This window comes from Halorientalis marina (assembly GCF_023028345.1).
GTDB classification, from domain to species: domain Archaea; phylum Halobacteriota; class Halobacteria; order Halobacteriales; family Haloarculaceae; genus Halorientalis; species Halorientalis marina.
This window is the reverse complement of the sequence record NZ_CP095487.1, coordinates 3,229,476-3,249,887: the sequence shown is the minus strand read 5'-3', so window position 1 is coordinate 3,249,887 and position 20,412 is coordinate 3,229,476. Positions and strand designations below refer to the sequence as shown.

General features: G+C 68.6%; 26 protein-coding genes and 2 tRNA genes. 12 read left to right on the top strand and 16 right to left on the bottom strand.

Translation table 11 applies throughout. From position 1 onward, the window contains the following. Window positions 1-122 precede the first annotated feature (122 nt). Window positions 123-193 (bottom strand) — tRNA-Gly (locus MUG96_RS16780). Between the two features lie 325 nt (window positions 194-518). Between MUG96_RS16780 and MUG96_RS16775 the strand changes: the two genes are divergently transcribed. After that, window positions 519-1,373, top strand: a complete 855-nt coding sequence (locus tag MUG96_RS16775) for an NAD+ synthase (protein WP_246984581.1) — start codon at window positions 519-521, stop codon at window positions 1,371-1,373. Here the strand turns inward: MUG96_RS16775 and MUG96_RS16770 are convergent. Beyond that, a complete protein-coding gene (locus tag MUG96_RS16770) occupies window positions 1,367-2,032 on the bottom strand; it encodes a hypothetical protein (protein WP_246984580.1) in 666 nt (221 codons plus the stop codon). The two genes, MUG96_RS16775 and MUG96_RS16770, sit on opposite strands and share 7 nt — an antisense overlap. Window positions 2,033-2,123: 91 nt before the next feature. Next, complete coding sequence (locus MUG96_RS16765; protein ID WP_246984578.1) at window positions 2,124-2,807, bottom strand: enoyl-CoA hydratase/isomerase family protein; 684 nt, start codon at window positions 2,805-2,807, stop codon at window positions 2,124-2,126. A gap of 60 nt (window positions 2,808-2,867) precedes the next feature. Between MUG96_RS16765 and MUG96_RS16760 the strand changes: the two genes are divergently transcribed. The 3 genes from MUG96_RS16760 to aceA all read left to right on the top strand — a co-directional run bounded on the left by MUG96_RS16760 (window position 2,868) and on the right by aceA (window position 5,390). Beyond that, complete coding sequence (locus MUG96_RS16760) at window positions 2,868-3,590, top strand: DUF7114 family protein (protein WP_246984576.1); 723 nt, start codon at window positions 2,868-2,870, stop codon at window positions 3,588-3,590. 41 nt (window positions 3,591-3,631) lie between these two features. Then, a tRNA-Thr gene (locus tag MUG96_RS16755) sits at window positions 3,632-3,703 on the top strand. A gap of 613 nt (window positions 3,704-4,316) precedes the next feature. Beyond that, window positions 4,317-5,390, top strand: coding sequence for an isocitrate lyase (gene aceA / locus MUG96_RS16750; RefSeq protein WP_246984574.1), 1,074 nt, complete (start codon window positions 4,317-4,319; stop codon window positions 5,388-5,390). A 91-nt stretch (window positions 5,391-5,481) separates the two neighbouring features. Here aceA and MUG96_RS16745 read toward each other — a convergent pair whose 3' ends face one another. Further along, on the bottom strand, window positions 5,482-5,664 hold the full coding sequence (locus MUG96_RS16745) for a hypothetical protein (RefSeq protein WP_246984572.1): 183 nt from the start codon (window positions 5,662-5,664) through the stop codon (window positions 5,482-5,484). A 265-nt stretch (window positions 5,665-5,929) separates the two neighbouring features. Between MUG96_RS16745 and MUG96_RS16740 the strand changes: the two genes are divergently transcribed. The 3 genes from MUG96_RS16740 (at window position 5,930) to aceB (ending at window position 7,980) form a co-directional block, all read left to right on the top strand. Continuing rightward, window positions 5,930-6,178 (top strand): bacterio-opsin activator domain-containing protein, encoded by a 249-nt coding sequence (locus MUG96_RS16740; protein WP_246984570.1) that lies wholly within the window; start codon window positions 5,930-5,932, stop codon window positions 6,176-6,178. A 54-nt stretch (window positions 6,179-6,232) separates the two neighbouring features. Next, entirely contained in the window at window positions 6,233-6,586 is a 354-nt protein-coding gene (locus tag MUG96_RS16735) for a helix-turn-helix domain-containing protein (protein WP_246984568.1), read from the top strand. A gap of 80 nt (window positions 6,587-6,666) precedes the next feature. Then, a complete protein-coding gene (gene aceB / locus MUG96_RS16730) occupies window positions 6,667-7,980 on the top strand; it encodes a malate synthase AceB (protein WP_246984566.1) in 1,314 nt (437 codons plus the stop codon). 24 nt (window positions 7,981-8,004) lie between these two features. Here the strand turns inward: aceB and MUG96_RS16725 are convergent, their stop codons facing one another. After that, window positions 8,005-8,391: a hypothetical protein gene (locus MUG96_RS16725; RefSeq protein ID WP_246984564.1), complete on the bottom strand. Its 387-nt coding sequence runs from the start codon at window positions 8,389-8,391 to the stop codon at window positions 8,005-8,007. Window positions 8,392-8,500: 109 nt separating this feature from the next. On the opposite strand from MUG96_RS16725, the gene MUG96_RS16720 reads away from it, so the two are divergent. From MUG96_RS16720 to MUG96_RS16710, 3 genes are all read left to right on the top strand, one after another. Further along, the gene (locus MUG96_RS16720; protein WP_246984562.1) at window positions 8,501-9,166 is read left to right on the top strand and encodes a potassium channel family protein; all 666 of its coding nucleotides are present in this window, start codon (window positions 8,501-8,503) and stop codon (window positions 9,164-9,166) included. A gap of 312 nt (window positions 9,167-9,478) precedes the next feature. Continuing rightward, a complete protein-coding gene (locus MUG96_RS16715; RefSeq protein ID WP_246984560.1) occupies window positions 9,479-10,600 on the top strand; it encodes a putative sulfate/molybdate transporter in 1,122 nt (373 codons plus the stop codon). Window positions 10,601-10,703: 103 nt separating this feature from the next. Continuing rightward, window positions 10,704-11,171, top strand: a complete 468-nt coding sequence (locus MUG96_RS16710) for a DUF7384 family protein (RefSeq protein ID WP_246984558.1) — start codon at window positions 10,704-10,706, stop codon at window positions 11,169-11,171. A gap of 46 nt (window positions 11,172-11,217) precedes the next feature. On the opposite strand, the gene MUG96_RS16705 is transcribed toward MUG96_RS16710, so the two are convergent. The 10 genes from MUG96_RS16705 to MUG96_RS16660 form a co-directional block, all read right to left on the bottom strand. Continuing rightward, window positions 11,218-11,865 (bottom strand): non-canonical purine NTP pyrophosphatase, encoded by a 648-nt coding sequence (locus tag MUG96_RS16705; protein WP_246984556.1) that lies wholly within the window; start codon window positions 11,863-11,865, stop codon window positions 11,218-11,220. Window positions 11,866-11,906: 41 nt separating this feature from the next. Continuing rightward, window positions 11,907-12,179: a DUF5808 domain-containing protein gene (locus tag MUG96_RS16700; RefSeq protein ID WP_246984554.1), complete on the bottom strand. Its 273-nt coding sequence runs from the start codon at window positions 12,177-12,179 to the stop codon at window positions 11,907-11,909. A gap of 119 nt (window positions 12,180-12,298) precedes the next feature. Beyond that, window positions 12,299-13,957 (bottom strand): bifunctional N(6)-L-threonylcarbamoyladenine synthase/serine/threonine protein kinase, encoded by a 1,659-nt coding sequence (locus MUG96_RS16695; RefSeq protein ID WP_246984552.1) that lies wholly within the window; start codon window positions 13,955-13,957, stop codon window positions 12,299-12,301. Between the two features lie 314 nt (window positions 13,958-14,271). Further along, on the bottom strand, window positions 14,272-14,406 hold the full coding sequence (locus MUG96_RS16690) for a 30S ribosomal protein S27ae (protein WP_246984550.1): 135 nt from the start codon (window positions 14,404-14,406) through the stop codon (window positions 14,272-14,274). Beyond that, complete coding sequence (locus MUG96_RS16685) at window positions 14,407-14,724, bottom strand: 30S ribosomal protein S24e (RefSeq protein ID WP_246984548.1); 318 nt, start codon at window positions 14,722-14,724, stop codon at window positions 14,407-14,409. 62 nt (window positions 14,725-14,786) lie between these two features. After that, window positions 14,787-15,284 (bottom strand): GTP-dependent dephospho-CoA kinase family protein, encoded by a 498-nt coding sequence (locus MUG96_RS16680; RefSeq protein ID WP_246988700.1) that lies wholly within the window; start codon window positions 15,282-15,284, stop codon window positions 14,787-14,789. 94 nt (window positions 15,285-15,378) lie between these two features. Then, the gene (spt4, locus tag MUG96_RS16675; RefSeq protein ID WP_246984545.1) at window positions 15,379-15,576 is read right to left on the bottom strand and encodes a transcription elongation factor subunit Spt4; all 198 of its coding nucleotides are present in this window, start codon (window positions 15,574-15,576) and stop codon (window positions 15,379-15,381) included. A 2-nt stretch (window positions 15,577-15,578) separates the two neighbouring features. Beyond that, a complete protein-coding gene (locus MUG96_RS16670) occupies window positions 15,579-16,148 on the bottom strand; it encodes a DNA-directed RNA polymerase (RefSeq protein ID WP_246984543.1) in 570 nt (189 codons plus the stop codon). A gap of 1 nt (window position 16,149) precedes the next feature. Next, a complete protein-coding gene (locus MUG96_RS16665) occupies window positions 16,150-16,527 on the bottom strand; it encodes a type II toxin-antitoxin system VapC family toxin (RefSeq protein ID WP_246984542.1) in 378 nt (125 codons plus the stop codon). Continuing rightward, window positions 16,524-17,753: a translation initiation factor IF-2 subunit gamma gene (locus MUG96_RS16660; RefSeq protein ID WP_246984540.1), complete on the bottom strand. Its 1,230-nt coding sequence runs from the start codon at window positions 17,751-17,753 to the stop codon at window positions 16,524-16,526. Before MUG96_RS16660 ends, MUG96_RS16665 begins: the two co-directional genes overlap by 4 nt. A gap of 124 nt (window positions 17,754-17,877) precedes the next feature. Between MUG96_RS16660 and MUG96_RS16655 the strand changes: the two genes are divergently transcribed. Both MUG96_RS16655 and MUG96_RS16650 read left to right on the top strand, forming a co-directional pair. After that, window positions 17,878-19,104 (top strand): PstS family phosphate ABC transporter substrate-binding protein, encoded by a 1,227-nt coding sequence (locus MUG96_RS16655; protein ID WP_246984538.1) that lies wholly within the window; start codon window positions 17,878-17,880, stop codon window positions 19,102-19,104. A gap of 65 nt (window positions 19,105-19,169) precedes the next feature. Continuing rightward, window positions 19,170-20,138: a DUF5787 family protein gene (locus MUG96_RS16650; protein WP_246984536.1), complete on the top strand. Its 969-nt coding sequence runs from the start codon at window positions 19,170-19,172 to the stop codon at window positions 20,136-20,138. Between the two features lie 55 nt (window positions 20,139-20,193). Here MUG96_RS16650 and MUG96_RS16645 read toward each other — a convergent pair whose 3' ends face one another. Beyond that, window positions 20,194-20,406 (bottom strand): hypothetical protein, encoded by a 213-nt coding sequence (locus MUG96_RS16645; protein WP_246984534.1) that lies wholly within the window; start codon window positions 20,404-20,406, stop codon window positions 20,194-20,196. Between the last annotated feature and the right edge of the window lie 6 nt (window positions 20,407-20,412).

The window sequence follows — 20,412 nt, the reverse complement described above, 5'->3', positions numbered from 1 at the left end:
AGCGTTCGCGTCGGTACTGCGCCGGCCGGGAATTGAACCCGATGCCAGACCTCACTCCGTTCGGTCTGCCGTGATTCAATTCCCGGGAGCGCATCCGCTCCTCACGTTCGTTCGTCGCAGGATGCGCCGGCCGGGAATTGAACCCGGGCTATGAGCTTGGGAAGCTCATGTCCTACCACTAGACCACCGGCGCGCTCACTTCGTTCGCGCCCCGAGGCTCGCGTCACTGCGTTCCGCGAACCACCGGCGCTCGTCACTCTCGCGCCGAGCATCGACGGACTCCGTCCGTCTCAACACCGGCGCGCTCACTTCGTTCGCGCCCCGAGCCTCACCTCGCTCCGCTCGGTGAGACACCGGCGCCCGTGGACTCGTACCTTGCCATCGCACTTGAACGTAGCGCTTCGGGGACATCACCCCCGCTTTCGTCCGGCACTCGCACCCGTTCCCGAACTCGACGTGCGTCCAGAAACCGTCCCGTGACGGATGGGTATTTGTTCGTTCGGCCCCTGTCGTTGGATATGGCAGAGACCGTGAGTATTGCGCGCGCCGACGAACCGCTCGACCTCTCGCTCTCGGCGGCCGAACTCGAGGCACACACTGCCCACATCAGCGAGTTCATCGTCGAACGACTGGACGCCGCGGGGGTCGACGACGCCATCATCGCACTCTCGGGCGGAATCGACAGCACGACGACCGCCTACCTCGCGGTGGAGGCCCTGGGCGCCGACAGCGTCTACGGGCTGGTCATGCCGAGCGAGGTCAACCGCGACCGGAACATGAGCGACGCCGAGCGGGTCGCGGAGACGCTGGGTATCGCGTACGACGTGGTCGAGATCGAGCCCGTCGTCGACGCCGTCCTCGACGCGTTCCCGGGGGTGACGACCGACTCGGAGATCGAGACCGACCCGCTGAAAACCGCCGTCGGGAACGTCCGGGTCAGGGTTCGTGCGGTGGTGAACTATCTCGCCGCGAACCAGCGGGACGCGCTGGTGCTGGGGACGGGCAACCGAAGCGAGGCACAGGTCGGCTACTACACGAAGTACGGCGACGGCGCCGTGGACTGTCACCCCATCGCCAACCTCTACAAGGGACAGGTCCGCCAGCTCGCGAAACACCTCGGCGTCGAGGACGATCTCGCGGAGAAGACCGCGAGCGCGGAGATGTGGTCGGGCCAGACCGACGAGGAAGAACTCGGGATGGACTACCCGACGCTCGATTCGGTTCTCGCCCTCCACATCGACGGCCCGCTCTCGAAGTCGGCGACGGCGCGGGAGATCGGCGTTCCCGAGTCGGTCATCGACGAGGTCCGCGACCTCCACGCGGCGAGCGAACACAAGCGCAATATGCCGCCGGGGCCGGCCCCGCTCTACTGACTCGTCTCGTTCGTGCGGACGACGATCCGGACGTGGTCCCCGTCCTGGGCGTTGGCCGTGCTCTCGGTGCCCTGCAGTTCGTAGGTCGTCGGGTCGACCTCCTCACCGTTGACCGTCACGACGATTTCGGTCCCCGGGTCGCTCTCCGTGTAGAGTTCGCCGTTGTACAGGATCGCCGACTGGTTCATCTGGATGCCGAGGGTCTTCATCCCGTACTCGAGGGTGACGCCGCTGGCGTGTTTGTGCCAGACGTCGCCGTTCCCGCCCTCGAAGTGAAACGCCTGGTACTGCTGTGGGTTCTGGAAGCGCGCCTGGCTGAAATCGAGCGTCTGCCCGTCGATGGTGACGTTGATGGTCCCGTGTTCGTGGACCGCGCCGACGTTGTCGGCGGGCTCTTTGGCGACGCTCGTGATCTCGATGTTGTTCGGCGTGTCGTTCATGAAGATCGTCACGTAGCCGATCACGGCGGCGCTGAACAGGACCAGGCCGATTATGATCAGCGGCCCGGTCGGGAGCCCACCACCCTCGTCGTCGCTGTGTCCCTCGACCCGACGACGGTCGATACGACTGAGTTCCCCCCGCTCGTGGCTCGCGGCAAGGTGATCGAGGTACGCCTCCTCGTCCGCGAACGACTCTTCACAGTAGTTACAGTCCGGCATGGCTGTCCGTCTCGTGGGGCGGGCTACGCCACTCCCCAAGACAACGCTTTCGGTTCGACAGGTAGGCCCCCCGTCGAGCGCCGTCTCGCCGTCAGCGGTCGATGTCGGCCCCCTCGACGAGACGGCCGAACGCCGCGGCTTCGCGCTCCTTCTGCTCGGAGACGGGGGCGTCGTCGCGGAGTCGCGTCTTGAGGACGCGCAGGGTGTCGTGGTCGTTGTCGGCGAGTTCGGTGGCGACGCGCCGGGGGTCGTCGACGACGCGGGAGACCAGCCCCATCCGTAGGGCCTCGTCGGCGTCGACGACCCGTCCGGAGAGGGCGAGGTCCATCGCGTCGGCCTCGCCGACGACACGGGGGAGACGGGCGGTGCCGCCCCAGGCGCCGAAGAGACCGAGGGTGACGCCGCTCTCGGCGAAGGTGGCCCGGTCGGTGGCGATTCGGAGGTCACAGGCGAGCGCGAGTTCGACGCCGCCACCCCGGGCGGCGCCGTCGATCCCGGCGACGACGACGCTGTCGGCAGTCTCGATGGTACGGGCGACGCGCTGGCCGAGGCGGGCGAAGTCGGGGGCCGTCTCGCCGTCGAGGTCGGCGACGATATCGAGATCGGCGCCGGCACAGAAGGCGTCGCCAGCGCCCCGGAGGTAGACGACGGGTTCGTCGGCGTCGTCGACGGCGGCCGCGAGGTCGTCGAGGCCGGCTCTCGTGAGCGCGTTCCGGCGGGCGGGTCGGTCGAGCGTGACGACGCGGACGCCGTCGGCGGCCGCGGTGGTAATCATAGCCTGTCGTGGTTGGTCGTTTCCAAAGGTCTTTGCCTTTCGCTCCGCTAGGCGGTGGTAATGGAGGAAGCCGCTGCGGTCCGGCGAGCGGCGTTGGCAGCCGTCGACGATGTCGATCCGGAGCGTCTCCGCGAACGCATCGCCCAGCGGATCGAGGAGGGGTCGATGGCACCGGGTGCCCTGACACTGCTCAGTGCGGACGCCGTCGACGACTCCATCTCGCGTGACGGACTCGCGGAGCGTGCCGCGGGCGTGCAGTTGATCTACGAGGGGCTGCGGCTGACGCGGTCGCTGTCCCACGCCGAACCCTGGCTCGGGACCGCCGAGAGCGATGGCTGGCGGATAGCCGAGGCCGCCGCTGTCCCCGCCGGCAACGGCAAGGACTCGGCGGCGGCCGCGGCCGACCTCGACATCCTCGTGGCCGACATCCTCGTCGCACGCGGCTTCTACCTGCTCGCCCGGACGGAAGCCGCGGACGCCGCCGTCGGGGTCGTTCGCTCGTTCGGCCGCGACCAGACTGTCCGCCGGGAGACCGACGACCCGTCGCTCGACGGCAACCTCGAGACGGACGTGTTCGAGCTGGCCGTCGTCGCCGGCACGACCGCCGCCGGCGCGTCGGTGCCAGTCCAGGCCGGGGACTTCGCGACCGACCTCGCCGCGACCGACGGCGATCTCCCGCCGGCAGGGGTTGTACTTCCCGACGGCGTCGTCGAACGACTCCACGGGCTGGTCGGTGCCGAACCCACGACGACGGAAGGCGCCCGGACCTCCGCCGACCACTAAATCGAAACGCCTAAAGACAGTCTCCTGCAACCATCAGGTGCGCCTGGGTAGCTTAGCGGTAAAGCGCGTCCTTGGTAAGGACGAGACCCCGGATTCAAATTCCGGCCTAGGCTCTTCTCACGGCACCGACCCGCGAACAGTCGGTCGCCCTCCCACCTGTTTCAATCAGCGATAACGTCTCGAAAGATTCTTATTCTCTCCGGCGTTAGCCTGGAGTAGGCACCGACAAGGTGCCACCCCCTTTCCCCCCACCCCCACCGATCCCCCCACCTTTTCGCGCCACACGACACCGATAACCGATAGGTTCGCCCCCGTCGCGGCCGTGTTTCGGACCGACGCCGTCACCGACTAATTTCCATGCTAGAGAACCTCAATCCCTTATATTCGTTAACCAGGGTTAGGGTGACGGAGCGAATTAATGAGTATTAACATTATAGAACATAACATTTTTCTGTTGACGTATGGTGTGGTGAGGTGCACAGCGGAAGCGCCCTGCCACGGGCGGCGGAAACGAATGGCACTGGCTACCACCCGCGGCGCGACAGGACGAGTGGGTCGTCGAACGATTACGTCGGGTATCGTCCCGACGGCACGTGGTCGCGCGGTGCGTCGTCGCCGCGTAGCGGACGTCCGGTCCGCCGTCGGCAGTGCAGCGGGGGCCGCTTCCGGTCGAACCGATTCGACACACATAAATCGACCCTGCGGTAGAGTCTATACGCATTAACCATGGCACACGATTCAGACGGGGATGACCCCGTTGCGAGCAGTGTTCGGAGTACAGAACCGTTCCTCCGCGATGTCGACAACGAGTCGGCGCGCGAGCTGCGGGACATGCTGAACAACCAGGACTACGTCTTCGCGCCCGGTCTCTATCACGCGCTGGACGCCCGCCTGGCCGAGATGGCCGACCTGGACGCCGCGTACATGTCGGGCTACTCGACGGTCCTCGGTCAGTTCGGCTTCCCGGACCTCGAGATGGTCGACATGCGCGAGATGGTCGAGAACGCGAAGCGCATCGTCGAGGCGACCGAGCTGCCGGTCATCGCGGACTGTGACACCGGCTACGGTGGCATCCACAACGTCCGCCGTGCGGTGCGAGAGTACGAGAAGGTCGGCGTCGCTGCGGTCCACATCGAGGACCAGACGACGCCCAAGCGCTGCGGGCACATCGCCGGCAAGCAGATCGTCTCCCGCGAGGACGCCAAGGCCCGCTTCGAGGCCGCCGTCGACGCGAAGCAGTCCGAGGACACCGTCATCATCGCCCGGACGGACGCCTACGGCTCCGCCAACGGCGACTGGGAGGAACACCTCGAGCGCGGTCGGATGTACGCCGACGCCGGCGTCGACCTGGTCTGGCCCGAGATGCCCGACCCGTCCCGCGAGGACGCGGTCAACTACGCCGAGACCATCCACGAGACCCACCCCGACCTGAAGCTGGCCTTCAACTACTCCAGCTCCTTCGCCTGGAGCGAGGAGGAGGACCCGCTCACGTTCCAGGAACTGGGCGACCTCGGCTACAAGTACCAGTTCATCACGCTGTACGCCCTGCACTCGGGCGCACACGCGGTCTACGAGGACATGAAGAACATCGCCGAGAACGACGAAGAAGCGCAGTGGGACCTCGAGGACCGCTACCTCGGCCACGAGACCGAGAGCCACCACGAGCTTTCCTTCGTCCCGCGCTTCCAGAACATCGAGGCCAAGTTCGACCCCGAGGCCAAGGAGCGCCAGGAGGAGTCCGCCGGCTTCAGCGACGACGAGGAAGAAGCCGTCATCAAGTCCGACCAGGACGACGACTGATCGAGTCGCCTTCGCGGCGGACTTCCGCGTAATTACTCCTTTTTTCGCGCGCTATCCGGGAGCGACAGCTCTCGATCGAAGGGGCGTCGCGTCAGTCGTCGCCCGCGCGCTGGACGCTCGTCACGACCACGTCCCAGTCCGGATGATCGTCCGCGCCGTCGACCTCCCAACCGCCGTCGACGGAAACGCCGTTCCGGTGTGCCGACCGGATCAGTTCCGTGAGCCGCTCCTCGAACACCGCAGCGTCGTCTACGTCGAATTGATCGTCTGTCATCGTGTTTCTACGGCCGGCATCGAATCACGCGACGCCGCTGGCTCCGTCCCGAGAGACATGTAACGAGTACCGTACATCACAAAGGGGGCCTCTACATAAATGAACGACGATAAGCATGGTATGCCATGCTCGACGGTCAGCGCGACACGTGAACGGTCCGGAAACGGACAGATCGCCCCATCGTTTTCCGGCTTGATACCGTAGCCTCGTACACCAAGGCGGCCACATTAGCCCCCGGGCCGAGAACGGGGCCACAACACCGGATATGAGTGTCATCGTGGAACTGCAAGTCACCGCGAGCGCGTTCGAGTTAGGTCGTATTGTCGAAATCCCTCCCAGCACGCGCGTCGAGATGGAGACGATGGTCCCGGCCGGCGACAGGGCGGTGCCACTGTTCTGGGTCTACGACGCCAATGCCGAGGCCTTCGAGGAGAGCATCCGGGACCATCCGGGAGTCCACGACATCACGCGAGTCGACCTGTTCGAGGACCGGGCGCTCTACGCCATCGATTGACAGACGGAACTGGACCACCTGTTCAGCGCGGTCATCGACGCGAAGGGGTCGATCATGGACGCGACGGGCCACGCCGACCAGTGGCTGTTCGAGGTCCGCTTTCCCGACCACGAGTCGCTCTCGGCGTTCAAAACCGCGCTCGACGACGCGAACATCCCCTTCGAGGTGATTCGGGTCTACAACCCCACGAAGCCGGACGCCGGGCCGTGGTACGGGCTGACGCCGACACAGCGGGAGGCGCTCGTTCTCGCGACCGAGTCCGGGTACTACGACATCCCACGGACCTGCACGACGGTCGAACTGGCCGAGGAACTGGGCATCTCCGACCAGGCCGTCACCGAGCGGCTCCGCCGGGCCATCGTCAACCTCGTCTCCCACACCCTGCTCGTGGCCGAGGAGAACGACTGATCGCAGGGCAGGGCTGACGGGCGCGCGGAACGATTCGGTCAGGTTTAATAATCGTGGATGCGACCGTCCGAGTGACTCAGATGACTGAAATCGATACGCGCCTGCACGACCGGAAGTTCGTGCGGACGTTCTTTACGACACCGACGGCGGAGAAGGGAGTCGACGACTCTGCGAAGAAGCTTCGAAGCGCGATCGGCCTGCGCGGAATGCAGGCCCCCGACGTGTGGGTCCCGGACAACGAGGACGCCACCGCGCCGAACATGCGCGACGAGGGTGCCGAGAACATCGCCGAGGTCGTCGCCGAGGACGGGGACGACTTCCCCGGCGAGATTCACCCCCGCGTCGTCTGGCACCGCGACAGCCCCGAGACGCGCTACAAGGGCTTCCAGCACATGCTCGAGATCGCCGACCCCGAGAACGGCGCCGTCGAGAACATCGACGGCTTCGTCATCCCCGAGGTCGGTGACATCGACGACTGGAAGAAGGCCGACGAATTCTTCACCATCGTCGAGAACGAGCACGGCCTCGAGGAGGGCTCGCTCGCGATGTCCGTGATCATCGAGAGCGGCTCGGCCGAACTCGCGATGGGCAAGCTCCGCGAGGAGATGGGCAAGCCGACCAACAACCTCGAACGCATGTTCCTGCTGGTCGACGGCGAGGTCGACTACACGAAGGACATGCGGGCCATCACGCCGACGGGTGGCCTCCCCGAGTGGAAGGAACTGCGCCACAACACCTCCCGCGGCGCGAGCGCGGCCGGACTCATCGCCGTCGACGGCCCGTACGACGACATCCGCGACGTGGAGGGCTACCACGAGCGCATCACGGCCAACAACGCGATGGGCATGCTCGGTATCTGGTCGCTGACGCCGGGCCAGGTCGTCGAGGCCAACAAGAGCCCGCTCCCGCCGGAAGAGGGCTACTGGCTCATCGACGCCGACGGCCGCGAGGTCGAACTCGACAGCCAGGACGGCGTCGAGGTCTACAGCGGCGACCGGATCGAGCTCGAAGCGGAGGACGGCGGCTACGAGCTGGAAGTCGGGAGCGACGAAATCTTCGTCGAGTCCGAGGAGGACCTCGCCGCCGAACTGCTCGACCTCGTCGACTACGTCCCGAGCATGGACGACATCGTCGACTCCATGGAGGAGTTCGAGGCAGCCAAGGAGGCCGGGCAGGGTGCCATCGCGATGACCCGCGCGGCCACCATCGATATCGACGGTGTCCAGGTCGACGTCAGCTCCGACCGTATGTGGGACGAGGCGACCTACCAGGCCCTGATGACGCCGGTCAAGCTGTTCCAGGACGTCTACGAGAACCGGCCGGACCAGCACGAGGACCTCGCGGAGCTGTACAGCGAGGACGTCGTCGAGCGCGCGATGGAAGTCGGGAACTGACGACGCGACGCGGTCACCGTTTTTTCAGAGCCACTCGGAGAGGTCAGCCGCGGGTCCGCCGTTTGCGAACGGCGTCTCGTCGAAACCGACCGGCCGGGGATCCTCGCGGTCGGCGAGCATCGACACCGCCCTCGTGCGGTCGGCGGTCCCGGCGTCGACGACGCCCCAGGGCGGCCAGAACGCGGCATAGACGAACGCGCCGGCGCTGGCCTGCCAGCGCAGGTAGAGGTCGGCAGTGTCCTCGCTCGCGACGAGACAGACGTCGCCGTCGGTGACCCGTACTGCCTCGACGTAGTCGGCGAGGTCGATGTCGCCGGGGTCGGTCGACCCGTCGAGCGTCTCCCAGACCAGTCGACACGGCCGGCTGTCGGAGTGATCCAACAACGCATCGCGGACGGCATCCCGTGCCATGCTATCGTGAGTAAAGTGACCAGTACCCATAAGCCTCCGGGTCCGACCGACCTGCCCTGATCCCGTCCGGGGGATAGCGTTTTTAGGGGTGGTGACATACCACACACGCATGAAGTTCATCATCGTGGGAATCGGTCGAGTCGGGATGCGAACCGCGCGAACGCTCCAGCCGGAGGGACACGACGTGACTATCGTCGAGAACGCGTCACAGAAGATCGAACGCGCGGAGGCGGAGGGGTTCACCGTCGTCGAGGGCGATGGGGCCGAAGAGGACACGCTCGAAGCGGCCGGCGTCGCCGACGCCGACGCCGTCGCCGCGCTCACCGGCGACCTCAACACGAATTTCAGCGCGTGCATGGTCGCCAAACACCACGGCTGCCGGACCGTCCTCCGGATCGACGAGGACTACCGCGAGGAGATCTACGAGAAGTACGCCGAGGACGTCGACGAGATCGTCTACCCCGAGCGCCTGGGGGCGGCCGGTGCCAAGACCGCACTGCTGGGCGGGAACTTCAACGTCCTCGCGGACATCACGGAACAGCTCTCGGCGGCGAGCATCGAGATCCCCGACGGGTCGCCGGCTGTCGGGATGCGCGTCATCGAGGTGGAGCTGCCGGGCGACGCGCGAATCTACGCCCACGGCCGGGCCAACGAACCGATGACGATTCCGCTGCCACAGACCGAGATCGAGGGGGGCGACAGCGTGGCGATCATCGCGGATCCCGAGTCGGTGTCGGCGGCGCGAAAACAGTTACGCGACGAGGCGGCGGCGTGAACCGCGCCCCGGCGCGAACAGTCCGAGTGGGGTGGGGTGGGGGTCGTCGAAACCGGGCGCGCCGGTGAGGATGGGAGACTGAGGCCGTCCGGGGCACGCCCGTACACTCCCTGGCCCCGGATAGCACTTAAATTCACGTCAGACGTTCGCACGACAAAGGGACGACTACCGCCCAGCGACACACAACCGAGCGACACGCCGCCGGTCGCCCGGTTCCAGTGGAATAATCTATTTTGGTTAACGAACCCGTGTCGCGAGACCTGGATGGGTTTCGGACAAGCGTCATGTGGATCGCGTCCGTTAGTCCGTCTCGTGGCAGTTTCGGTCGATACGTGGCTCACCTCACGGTTCGAATTCACGGCGAGCGAGCTCACCGGCGCGCTGGGGGATTCGGTTACGGTCCTCCCGATAGCGGTCGCGCTCGGGGCACTCACGCCGGCCCCGCTAGCGCTCGTGCTCGCTCTCTTCGGCGTCTTCCAGATCGTCTGGGGGCTCCGGTACGGCCTGCCGGTGTCGGTCGAGCCGATGAAGGCGCTGGCGGGGCTCGCCATCGCCGGGACGCTGGCCTACGGCGAGTTCCTGGCGGCGGGGCTGCTCGCCGGCGTCGTCCTGCTCGCGGTCGGCGCGACGGGCACCCTCGGCCACCTCCAGCGGTACGTCGGCCGGCCGGTCGTCCGCGGCGTCCAGTTCGCCGTTGCACTCCTGCTGGCGAGCGCGGGACTCGACCTCGCCGCCGCCGACCTCCGGATGGCGGGACTCGGGGCCGTCGTCGCCGTCGCCGTCGTCGCCGCCGGCTACCGCCGGGCCGCCGCGCTGGCCGTTCTCGGGGCCGGAACCGGGTGGACGCTCTACGCCGGCGGCCTCCCGGCCGCGACCGTCCCCGCCGTCGGCGTGTTTCCGGTCGGGGTGCCCGCACTGACTGTCGGTGCCCTCGAGGGGACGGTCGCACAGCTCGCGATGACCGTCGGTAACGCGGCCGTCGCCACCTCGCTGCTGCTGGACGACCTCTTCGACGCCGAGGTCTCGCCCGACGAACTGGCGACGAGCATGGGCTCGATGAACCTCCTCGCGGTCCCGCTGGGCGGCCTGCCGATGTGTCACGGCAGCGGCGGCCTCGCCGGGAAGTACGCCTTCGGCGCGCGGACCGGCGGCGCGAACGTCATCCTCGGCCTGCTGTATCTCGGCGCGGCCCTCGTCGCCGGCGTCTGGATGGGCTTTCCCATGGCCGTCCTCGGCGTCCTGCTCGGCGTCGTCGCCCTCCAGCTGACCCGCGTGGCCTTCGAGACCGACCGTCCGTTCGTCGTCGGTGCCATCGGCCTGCTCGCCCTGCTGACGAACGTCGGCGTCGCCTTCGTCGCCGGCCTGGCCTACTGGCTCGCGGAGGGCTGGCTGGCCGACCGCTGGGTTTTCCTCGCCGGGGCGCGTGGCGACTGACGTGACCTGGGCCGACCTGTTCGAGCGCGCGAGCGAGTACGACACGAGCCGCGAGGCGATCCGCGAGGCACTGGCGGCCCGCCGCGAGGACGGCGACTGAGCCGTGTCCGACGCACCCACGCGCTTCGTCGCCGACGCGGACGTACTCGCCGCCGACCTCCTCCTCGTCGGTGCCGCCCGCGAGGCCGTCGACCTCGCCCGCGCCCACTCCTGGCTCACGCTCGTCGCGACCGACCCGCTCCTCGACGACGCCGCGGCCGTCGTCGCCGACTGCGCGGACCCCGCGCTGGCCGACGCGTGGCGGGAGAAGGCCGCGACCCTCGCCGATGTCGTCGACCAGCCCGCCGGTGACCACCCGGCGCTCTCTGCCGCGCACAACGGTGAGGCGACGCAACTGCTCTCGTACGACGAGGGGCTGGGAAGCGCGAAGACGGGCGCGACGCTCCGGAAGTACGTCGACGTGAGCGTCCGCACGCCCGAGGCGTTCGTCCGCCTCTTCGACCCCGAATCGATCTACGAGGTGGCCGTCGGCGGCGAGTATCCCGGCCCGGACCGGGACCCGCGGGCGTGAGAGAACGAGGGTCGAGTACTCGCGGTGCGCCCCGTCGTCCCGGTCCTCACCGGTCGGCGTTCTCGTACCACTCCGCGAACTCGGCCAGGGCCTTCCCCCGGTGGGAGACGGCGTTTTTCTCTTCGGGGCTCATCTCCGCGAAGGTCCGGCCGTCGTACTCGAAGATGGGGTCGTAGCCGAACCCCCCCTCGCCCCGCGGCGGGACGATGGTGCCGGGAACGTACCCCTCGAATATCTTCACGGGGTGGTCGCCGTCGGCGACCTGGTCGTCCGTGGTGGCGGTCGCCCGCGTGTCGGCGTCCTGGTCCTGGCCGCGGCGGTCGCGGTCGACCGGTTCGGGCGACGCCGCGAACTCCTCGCCGTCGCAGTAGGCGACGACGCCGCGGAAGGCCGCCCCGTGGTCGTCCTCGGGTTCGGTCAGGCGCCACAGTCGCTCGACGCCGACGGTGTCCTCGACGTACGACGAGTACGGCCCGGGGAAGCCGTCGAAGGCGTCGACGAAGAGACCGGCGTCGTCGACGAACACGGGTTCGCCCGCGTGCTCGTAGGCCTTGCGCGCGCCGTCGGCGGCGACGGTCGCGAGGTCGTCGGCCTGGACCTCCCGGTAGTCGAAGTCCAGTCGCGTGACCTCCTCGTCGAGGTACTCGCGGGCCTCCCGCACCTTCCCCGCGTTGGTGGTGACGAAACGGAGCATACACTGGCGGTGTGGCGGGCCGGAGAAAGGGCCGTCGGTGTTCAGTCGACGATGACTTCGACGGGTTCGTCGTCCGAGTCCGTGCGCTCGCCGTCCTCGCTGTTGCGCTGCTGGTAGTAGAGCCCGCCGGCGACGATGAGGACGAGCCAGGAGCGCCAGTTCGCCAGGTTCAGGGTGTAGCCGATGCCGAAGGGCTTCTCGACGAGCATCCCCTCGCCCGGGCGCCAGTACGACGACAGCAGCCGCTTGATCGACGGCCGCTCGAAGTTGTACGGCACCCCGAAGATCTCGCCTGACTGCGGTTTGTCAGCCATACGACCCGATACGAGCGGCTCCGGTAAGAGGTTTTCCGATACGGCTACCGCCTCGATGCCCTTCCGCCACCGTGGGGTGGAGATCGGCAGTCGGTCCGACAGTGCCCGCGCTCCCCCCGTCACTGGTAGCGCCCGCGCCCCTCGATCTCGCGCAGGTGGTCGACGACCGCGCCGTCGCCGACCGACCGGTAGGCTGTCTCGGCGGCGTCGAGGAGCGCCTCGGGGTCGTCGGCCGTCCCCGCCAGCGACTGGGCGAGGACGTGCAGGTCCATCGCGTAGTCCTCCACGTCGTCGGTGTAGTAGCCCAGCCCGAAGTCGATGAGGTAGGTCCGACCGCCGCCGTCCGCGTCGTCGCTCCCCGCGCCGCCGGTCGCTCCGCTGTCACCGCCGCCCACGCGCACGTTCCGCGTCGTCGGGTCGCCGTGGACGAACCCCGCCGCGTGGATCGTCGCGAGATGGCGGCCCACGTCCCGGACCCGCGACTCCGTCAGGGCGTCCCGGAGGTCCCGGTCCCCCACGTGCTCGAAGACCAGCGTCGTCTCCCGCACGTCCGCGTCGTACAGGACCGGCGTGGGCACACCGTGGCGGCGCGCCTCGCTCGTCAGCCGCGCTTCCTCGCGGGTCCGCTCGCGGCGCAGTCGCTCGTCCAGTCGCGGATGGCGGTAGCTCCGGGGCAGCCGGCGCTTGACCACCCGGTCGTCCGCGATGGTGACCGTCGCCTCCGCCCCCTGCACTTCCCGGTCGTCCCGCCGCCGCTTTCCCACGGCCTCGCCCGAGCGCCACGTCACCGGCACCTCGTCGGGGCGGAAGTCCGGGTCGATGGCCGAGTCCGCGACCGGGATGGTGTCGCCGGCCGCCAGCATCTTCGCGCCCAGCACCGCGATCATGCCGGCGTTGTCACGCAGGAAGCGGTCGTCGGGGGCGTAGAAGTCCGCCCCGCGCTGGTCGCACATCTCGCCGAGCATCGCCTGGAGGCGGCGGTTCTGCCCGACGCCGCCACCGAGTACGAGTTCGTCGCTGCCGGTCAGCGACAGCGCCCGCTCGGAGACCTCCGTCAGCATCGCGAAGACGGTTTCCTGGAGGCCGAAGCAGACGTCCTCGACCGTCTCCCCCTGGTCCACCGCCTGCTTCGCCGCGCTCATGATGCCGGAAAACGAGAAGTCCATCCCCTTGACGACGTAGGGGAGGTCGACGTACTCGCCGTCTCTCGCCGCCTCCTCGACCTTCGGGCCGCCGGGGTGTGACCAGCCCAGATGGCGTGTGAATTTGTCGATGGCGTTGCCGACGCCGGTGTCCATCGTCTCCCCCAGCACGCGGTAGCGGCCGTTCCGGTAGCCGAGCACGTGGGCGTTCGCGCCGCTGGCGTTCAGACAGACCGGCGAGTCGAACCCGGACTCGTGGCGCCCGATCTCCAGGTGGGCGACCATGTGGTTGACGCCGACCAGCGGCACGTCGAGTCGCTGCGAGAGCGCACGCGCGGCCGTGCCGACGATCCGCAGACAGGGGCCGAGTCCCGGCCCGCGGGAGAACGCGACGGCGTCGACGGGGGGGCCATCCCCGTCGTGCATCTCCCGGGCGATGGCGAGCGCCCGCTCGACGACTTCGGGAACCTGTTCGCCCATGTGTTCGGCGGCCTCGCGAGGGTGGATGCCGCCGCTCTCGGGTTGGTAGGCCTCGGTCTCGATGACCGTCTCGCCGGTCGCGGTGTCGTGGACGGCGGCGCTGGCGGCCCAGGCGGTGCCCTCGATGCCGAGAATCCGGACGTCGTCGGCCGCCATGTGTTACCCTGCGGTCGGTCGGCGAGCGGAATGAGGACTTCGGTCTGCGGTGGAGTGCCGACCGGCTGGCCGTGCCGTCAGCATCCGCGCGCCATCGGCGCGCGGTTCACCGGAAGTCGGTCCTGCTCGCTTCCTGCGGTCGCTCGCGGGCTTCCACTTCCGAGCCCACACTCGTTCCCTGCGGTCACTCGTGTGGACACCGCGAGCGCGGCCGAAGGCCGCGACTCGCGGCAGTTTTTCCCCAAGTTTTTGGAAACGGGGGTGCCCGCAGCGCCTTCGGCGCGAGGACACCCCCGTTTGTAAAAAGTGGGTTACTATTTCCACTCGGTGTAGTCACAGCGACCGCAGTGCTGGCGGTCGTCGTGGTCGGCGAGGAAGGTGTCGCCACAGCGCGGGCACTGCTCTTTGGCGGGCGTGCCGTCGTCGTCGTAGTACTCGTGGCGGGCCATCTATGCCTCCTCGGCCTCTTCCTCGGCCTCGTCGCCGTCGGCCGTGATCTTGTTCCGTTCGAGCATGTGGTCCTGCTCGACGTCCATCGCGTCCGCGGGGGTCTCGTAGACCTTCGCGCTGCCGACCGTCTTCCGCATCCCGTATTTCGTGTCGAGCTTGCGGATGACGACCTCCTCGGCGTCCTTGTTCAGTTTCGCCGCGAGGCTGTCGCGCACGGAGAGGCGGGAGGGGGTGGCGTCCTCGTGGATCACCTGGAACCGCACGTCGGTCCGGTGCAACATCGGGTTCTCGTCCTCGTTGATAATGTCGACGTCCATAGTTCGTTGGGTCTACCTCCCCGCGAAACGAGTAAAAGGATTTCGAAGAGCGGACCCCGGCGCTACCGGCCGAGCAGGGTCCACAGCCGCTCGGTGTCACCGTCCATCCGCTCCAGCAGGTCCGTGACCGTCGCGCGGGCCTCGCCGCCGGCGTCGACCAGGACCATTCCCTCGTCCGGCTGGCCGTAGACGACGCTTCCGCCCTCGGGCGCGGTCGCGATGGCCGGCAGGGCCGCCAGGTCCTCCTCGCCGTCGACGACGACGACCGTCGTCTCGCCCGCGGCGGCGTTGGAAAGCCCCTCGTGGAGCCCCGAGAGGAGCGCGGCCGAGAGCGTCGCCGGCGGGTTCGCGACCTCGATTTCGTTGTCGAACCGGTCGCCATCGATGGCGTCCTCGATGTGGTCCTCGACGGCCGCGCGCTTGGTCCGGCCGTCGACCAGCGCGACCGCGGGCGTGTGGTCGGCCGTCGTCAGGTGGTAGGTGACGATGTCGCCGACCGCGACGATGGGGGTGCCGGCGTCGGCGAGCAACGCCTCGGCGTCGGTGTAGATCGGCCCCATCGGTTCTTTCAGTTCCGGGCGGAGCGACTGCTGGAGTTCCACGACGACCTCGGACGCGCTCGCGGCGTCGTCCGTATCCTCCCCGGTCACGGGTTCACCGCACCTTCAGCGCGTACTGCCCGGGCTCGTCCACCTGCATCTCGGCGGCGATCTCGCTGTCCTCGGGGTGGGTGATGACGACGTAGCCGGCCCAGTCCTCGGTCAGCGAGGTCGAGCCACAGGAGACGCAGGCCTCCTCTTCACCGGCGTCCTGGACGCGGTGGCACTCGCGACAGACGAGTCGATCAGCCATCGTCACTCACCCGTCGCGGCTTCCCGCTTCTGTCGGTCCTCTTCGAGCCAGCCGTGTTTCCCGAGGCCGACCTGCTTCGCGGTGAGGCCGATCTTCGAGTCCCGCGGGTTGCGCTCGTCGATGCTCTTCGTGACGATGCGCGCCCGGACCGCGTCGCCGACCCCGAGCGTCCGGTTGGAGTCCCGGGACGCGAGCATCTGCCCTTCCTCGTCGTAGGCGAGGTACTCGTCGGAGATCTGGGAGACGTGGAGCAAGCCGTCGACCGGCCCGATACCCACGAAGGCACCGAAGTTGACCACCTCGACGACCTCGCCGTCGACGACCTCCTGCATCTGGGGATCGAAGGTGAGCGCGTCGAACTCTGCCTCGTAGTAGACACCGGGCTTGTTGGGCACGACTGCCCCGTCGCCGATGTCGTGGACATCGATGACAGAGACGACGCTGCCCACGTCCTCGTCCATCCGGCCTTCGAGTTTGTCCTGTAAGAGCTTCTTGACGAGATCCGGCGAAACGTCCGCGAGGTGCCGTGGCGGCACCTCGACCGTATCGCGAAGTCTGACCCGTTTGTACATATTATGGTTGAGTGATGGCGAGTTTGTTCCGGCCCCTTAAACCAATTACTGGAACGCCCTCGCCGAGGCAGCGTTCCTGCAGGGGCTGGTCGTTGGTGACGACGTACTCACAGCGGCCCTCGTGGGCCACCTCGACGAGCGCGTCGTCGGCGTACGATTCCTCGTGGTCCAGTACGGCACATCGCTGGGCCAGGTCCCGCCCGACGCTCGCGGCCGTCGCCTCCTCGCCACCGCCGTCGGCGAGGCCGTCGAGTTCCGTCAGTACGGCCCGCGGGACGACTGGCTCGTACCCGCCGAGCAGGCGGTCGAGTTCCTCGAACACGCGCACGTCGCATTCCACCGGCATCATCAGTGCGCTCGTGTCCATGCAGACTCTCATTCACGCAGCGTGCCGACGCCGATGAGCCGCCAGCGCGCGCCGACACGGCGGTTGATGGCGATCTTCGAGCCCGGCTCCGCACAGACCGGCCGTTTCAGCGCGACCTCACACTCGCCCTCGCGGGCGCTCGTGACCGAGCCGACCGTCGTCGCCGTCCCGACCGTCAGCATGAGCGGTTCGCCCGTCGAGATGGGCTCGATCTCGTCGGACTCGCCGACGATCCGCTCCAGCAGCTCCACGTCCATCGTGAACTCCTCGAACACCGGCGGCAGCGTCCCCGGCGGCCCGGCGACCTGCCCCGCGAGCGAGTCGCCCTTGGTCAGCGCCGGGTCCAGTCCCGTGCCGACGCCGAGCAGGCCGCCCGGCGTCGCTTCCTCGACGTCCTCGCCGCCGGCCTGGATCGAGCGGACGTTCGTCTCGACGGCCTGCCACTCGCTTTTGCCGCCCTCCTCGACCTCGCGGCCGGGGCGCAACTGCAGGTCCTCGTCCTCGTGGAGGCGGCCCTGGACGAGACTGCCGCCGATGACGCCACCCATCAGCGACTCCCAGGTCGTCCCCGGGCGGTTGATGTCGAAGCTCCGGGCGACGAGCATCCGTGCGTCCTCGTCGGGGTCGCGGTCAGGTGTCGGGATCTCCTCCTCGATGGCCTGGATGAGCAGGTCCATGTTGACGCCCTGCTGGGCGCTGATGGGGACGACCGGCGCGCCCTCGGCGACGGTCCCCTCGACGAACTCCTGGATCTGCTCGTAGTTCTCCTCGGCGCGCTCGCGGTCGACGAGGTCGACCTTGTTCTGGGCGATGACGATGTTGTCGATGCCGATGATGTCGAGCGCCATCAGGTGCTCTTCGGTCTGGGCCTGCGGGACGGGCTCGCTGGCAGACACCACGAGCACGGCGCCGTCCATGATCGCGGCCCCGGAGAGCATCGTCGCCATCAGCGTCTCGTGGCCCGGCGCGTCCACGAACGAGACTGTTCGGAGCGGCTCGCTCGGTGATCCGTCGGCACACTCCTCGTCGACGGTGTAGCGTTCCGGCTCCTCCAGGTCGGGACAGTGGCGGAAGGTCGCATCGGCGTAGCCCAGTCGGATGGAGATACCGCGTTTCATCTCCTCGGAATGCTGGTCGGTCCACTCGCCGCTGAGTGCCTGCACCAGCGTCGTCTTTCCGTGGTCGACGTGACCCACGAGGCCGATGTTCACCTCCGGTTGTCGGTGTTCGTCTGTCATTTCGAGAGTAATCTTACCATCCTTTCGCCGCCTGCGGGTGATAAAGTTGCTGTTCTCCGTTCCCTCACCCGCTTCGACTCGGATGGAAAAGGCCCAAGAAACGGGGTGCCGAACCCCGCCGTCGATGGCAGACCCCTCCACCCGACGCCGCGCCGTCCTCCGCGCGGCCGGCCTCACCGCCGCCCTGACCGGCCTCGCCGGCTGTAACACCCTCGGCGACGACGACACGTCGACGCCCGACGACCCGGACGTCGTCGAAACCGACGCGCGAACTACGGCGACGCCGACCGTCGCCGCGGAACGGCCGACCGAGACGACGGCCACTGAAACCGACGACCCACGGACCGAGACCGAAACGACCCCGCGGCCGGACCTCGAACCCCTCGAAGCCGACGGGTCATCGACCGTCTATCCGGTGTTGAACCAGGCGGCCGCCTACTGGAACGCTAACCCGCCGGCCGACGACGCCGAGTACTGGCCCCACGCCGAGTTCGGCATCGAGACTGACGCCAACCTCGCCGACTACTGGGCCGGGAAGTACGGCTTCCCGCCGGGCGAGCGGTCCGAGCCAGCTTTCCCGTTCGTCGTCGGACTCAGCAACTCCGGAACGGGACTGCAACGGCTCGCGTCGGGCGCGGTCGACATCGGTAACGCGAGCGCAACCGCCGAGCAGACGGTCCCCGACCGCGCCGCCGCCGACCGGTTCACGGACCACGTGGTCGGCGTCGACGCCGTCTCGGTGGTCGTGAGCGCCGCCCTCGCCGACGAGGGCGTCACCGAACTCACCGGCGAGGACCTCGCGGCCATCTACACCGGCGAGATCACGAACTGGTCGGCCGCCGGTGGCCCGGACCGCGAGATCGAGGTCTACGGCCGGCCCGCGGGCTCGGGGACGCGGACGGCGTTCGAGGCCGCGCTCCTCGACGGCCCCGACGCGGCGACGACCCCCGACGACACGTTCGGACAGAGCCAACAGCTCGCACAGGAGGTCGCCGAGTCGGCCGCCGCAATCGGCTACCTCGGGCTCGCCTTCGTCGGGGTGGACGGCGTCGAACCGGTCGATCTCTCGTGGCGCGGGACGACCTACAGCTACGAGGACGAGGGCGCGGGCTACGGCGCCACGGACTACCCGTTCTCGCGGGACCTCCACGCCTACACCTGGGACGGCACCTCGGAGAAAGAGGCCGCCGTCCTCCGGCTGGTCCTCTCGGCGTTCGGCCAGGAAACTTTCGTCGCCGGGAGCGGCTACGTCACGCTCCCCGAGTCGCGCCGGCGAGCACAGCGCGAGACACTCCCGCCGACGGTCGACGACGGGACCGGAACGCCGACCGCCGGAACGCCGGGGGACTGACCGACGCCGCCGACGAGGCTCCACCGAGCGCGACGCTTTTCCCCGCCGCGACCCTCCGCTCGTCCGTGCAGGAGTTCGGCTTCGAACTCGCGCTGTCGGCTCACCTCGAACGGGAGCGGGAGGCCGTCGTGAGCCGTCAGCTCGGCACCTCCCCCCACGGGAGCCGAGTGATGGACACCGTCCTCGTCGAACCCGGCCCGGGCTTCGACGACCGGGCGGCGGTCACGCCCCAGACCATCCCCGCCCCCGCCATCGAGAGCGACGTGGGGCCCGGGACGGCCCGCTACTGGAAGGACGCCTTCGACTGCCACCCCGACCGTGCCGAGACCGTCGTCGAGCGCGCGGTCGAACTGGGCTTCTTCGAGCGCGACCGCCGCAACGGTCGCACCTACGTCCGGCAGACGACACGCTATCCTCAGGACTGGTTTTCCCGCATCGTCGGGGTCGAGAACAAGCCCGACCTCGGCCGGCCAGGGGACCTCGAAACCCAGCTCCGGAAGGACGTGAGCCTCGGCCTGCTCGACGCCGTCGTCCTCGCCACCGAGTCCTACGTCACCGGCGCCCACCTGAACCGCCTCCCCGACCCCGTCGGAGTCTGGCGGTTCGACCCCGACACCGGCGAGCGCGAGGTGGTCCGGGAGCCGACGCCGCTGTCCGCCGACGAGGCCGGCATCGACGTGCTGGAGCGGCGGGCCGCCCGGACGGAGGTCCGGCCGGTCGACGCCGCCGCGAAGGCCCGCCAGCGGCGCCGGGTCGCGGAGCGGGCGTACGGCAAGGGCTGGCGGACCTACGAGTTCCCCGGCTGTGCCGAGGCCGCCGTCGGCGACCGCGATGGCGTCGGCGGGCTCCCCTACTGCGCGTGGAAGGGGCGGCTCGTCCACCCGGCCGCCGAGTGTGGGCCGGACTGTGACGGGTACGATCCGGCCGATCCGCCGGCGGTCGACCGCGACGCCGAACGCGCCGCCAATCAGCCCTGGCGGGCCGATCCCGAGGGACGAGCGCGCCGTCAGAGCGGACTGGACCGCTGGTCATGACCCGGCCTTCCCCGTCCCGATTTCCACTGTCGACACCGTCCGTCGCGGACGCCACTCACGCCGCCCGCCGCTCGGAGACGCGCCGCGCCACGACGACGGCCCCCATGTACAGTGCAGTGAACCCGACCGCGAAGGCGACGATCGGAACCGGCTCGACGGCCCGGCCGAAGAGGGCGGTCGGGACGGCGTAGCCGGCAGCCCCGACGACGGCGGTCACCGCGGTCGCGAGTACCGGGTGGTCGGCGGGGAGGTCGTCGGTGTCGGGCATCGTCCT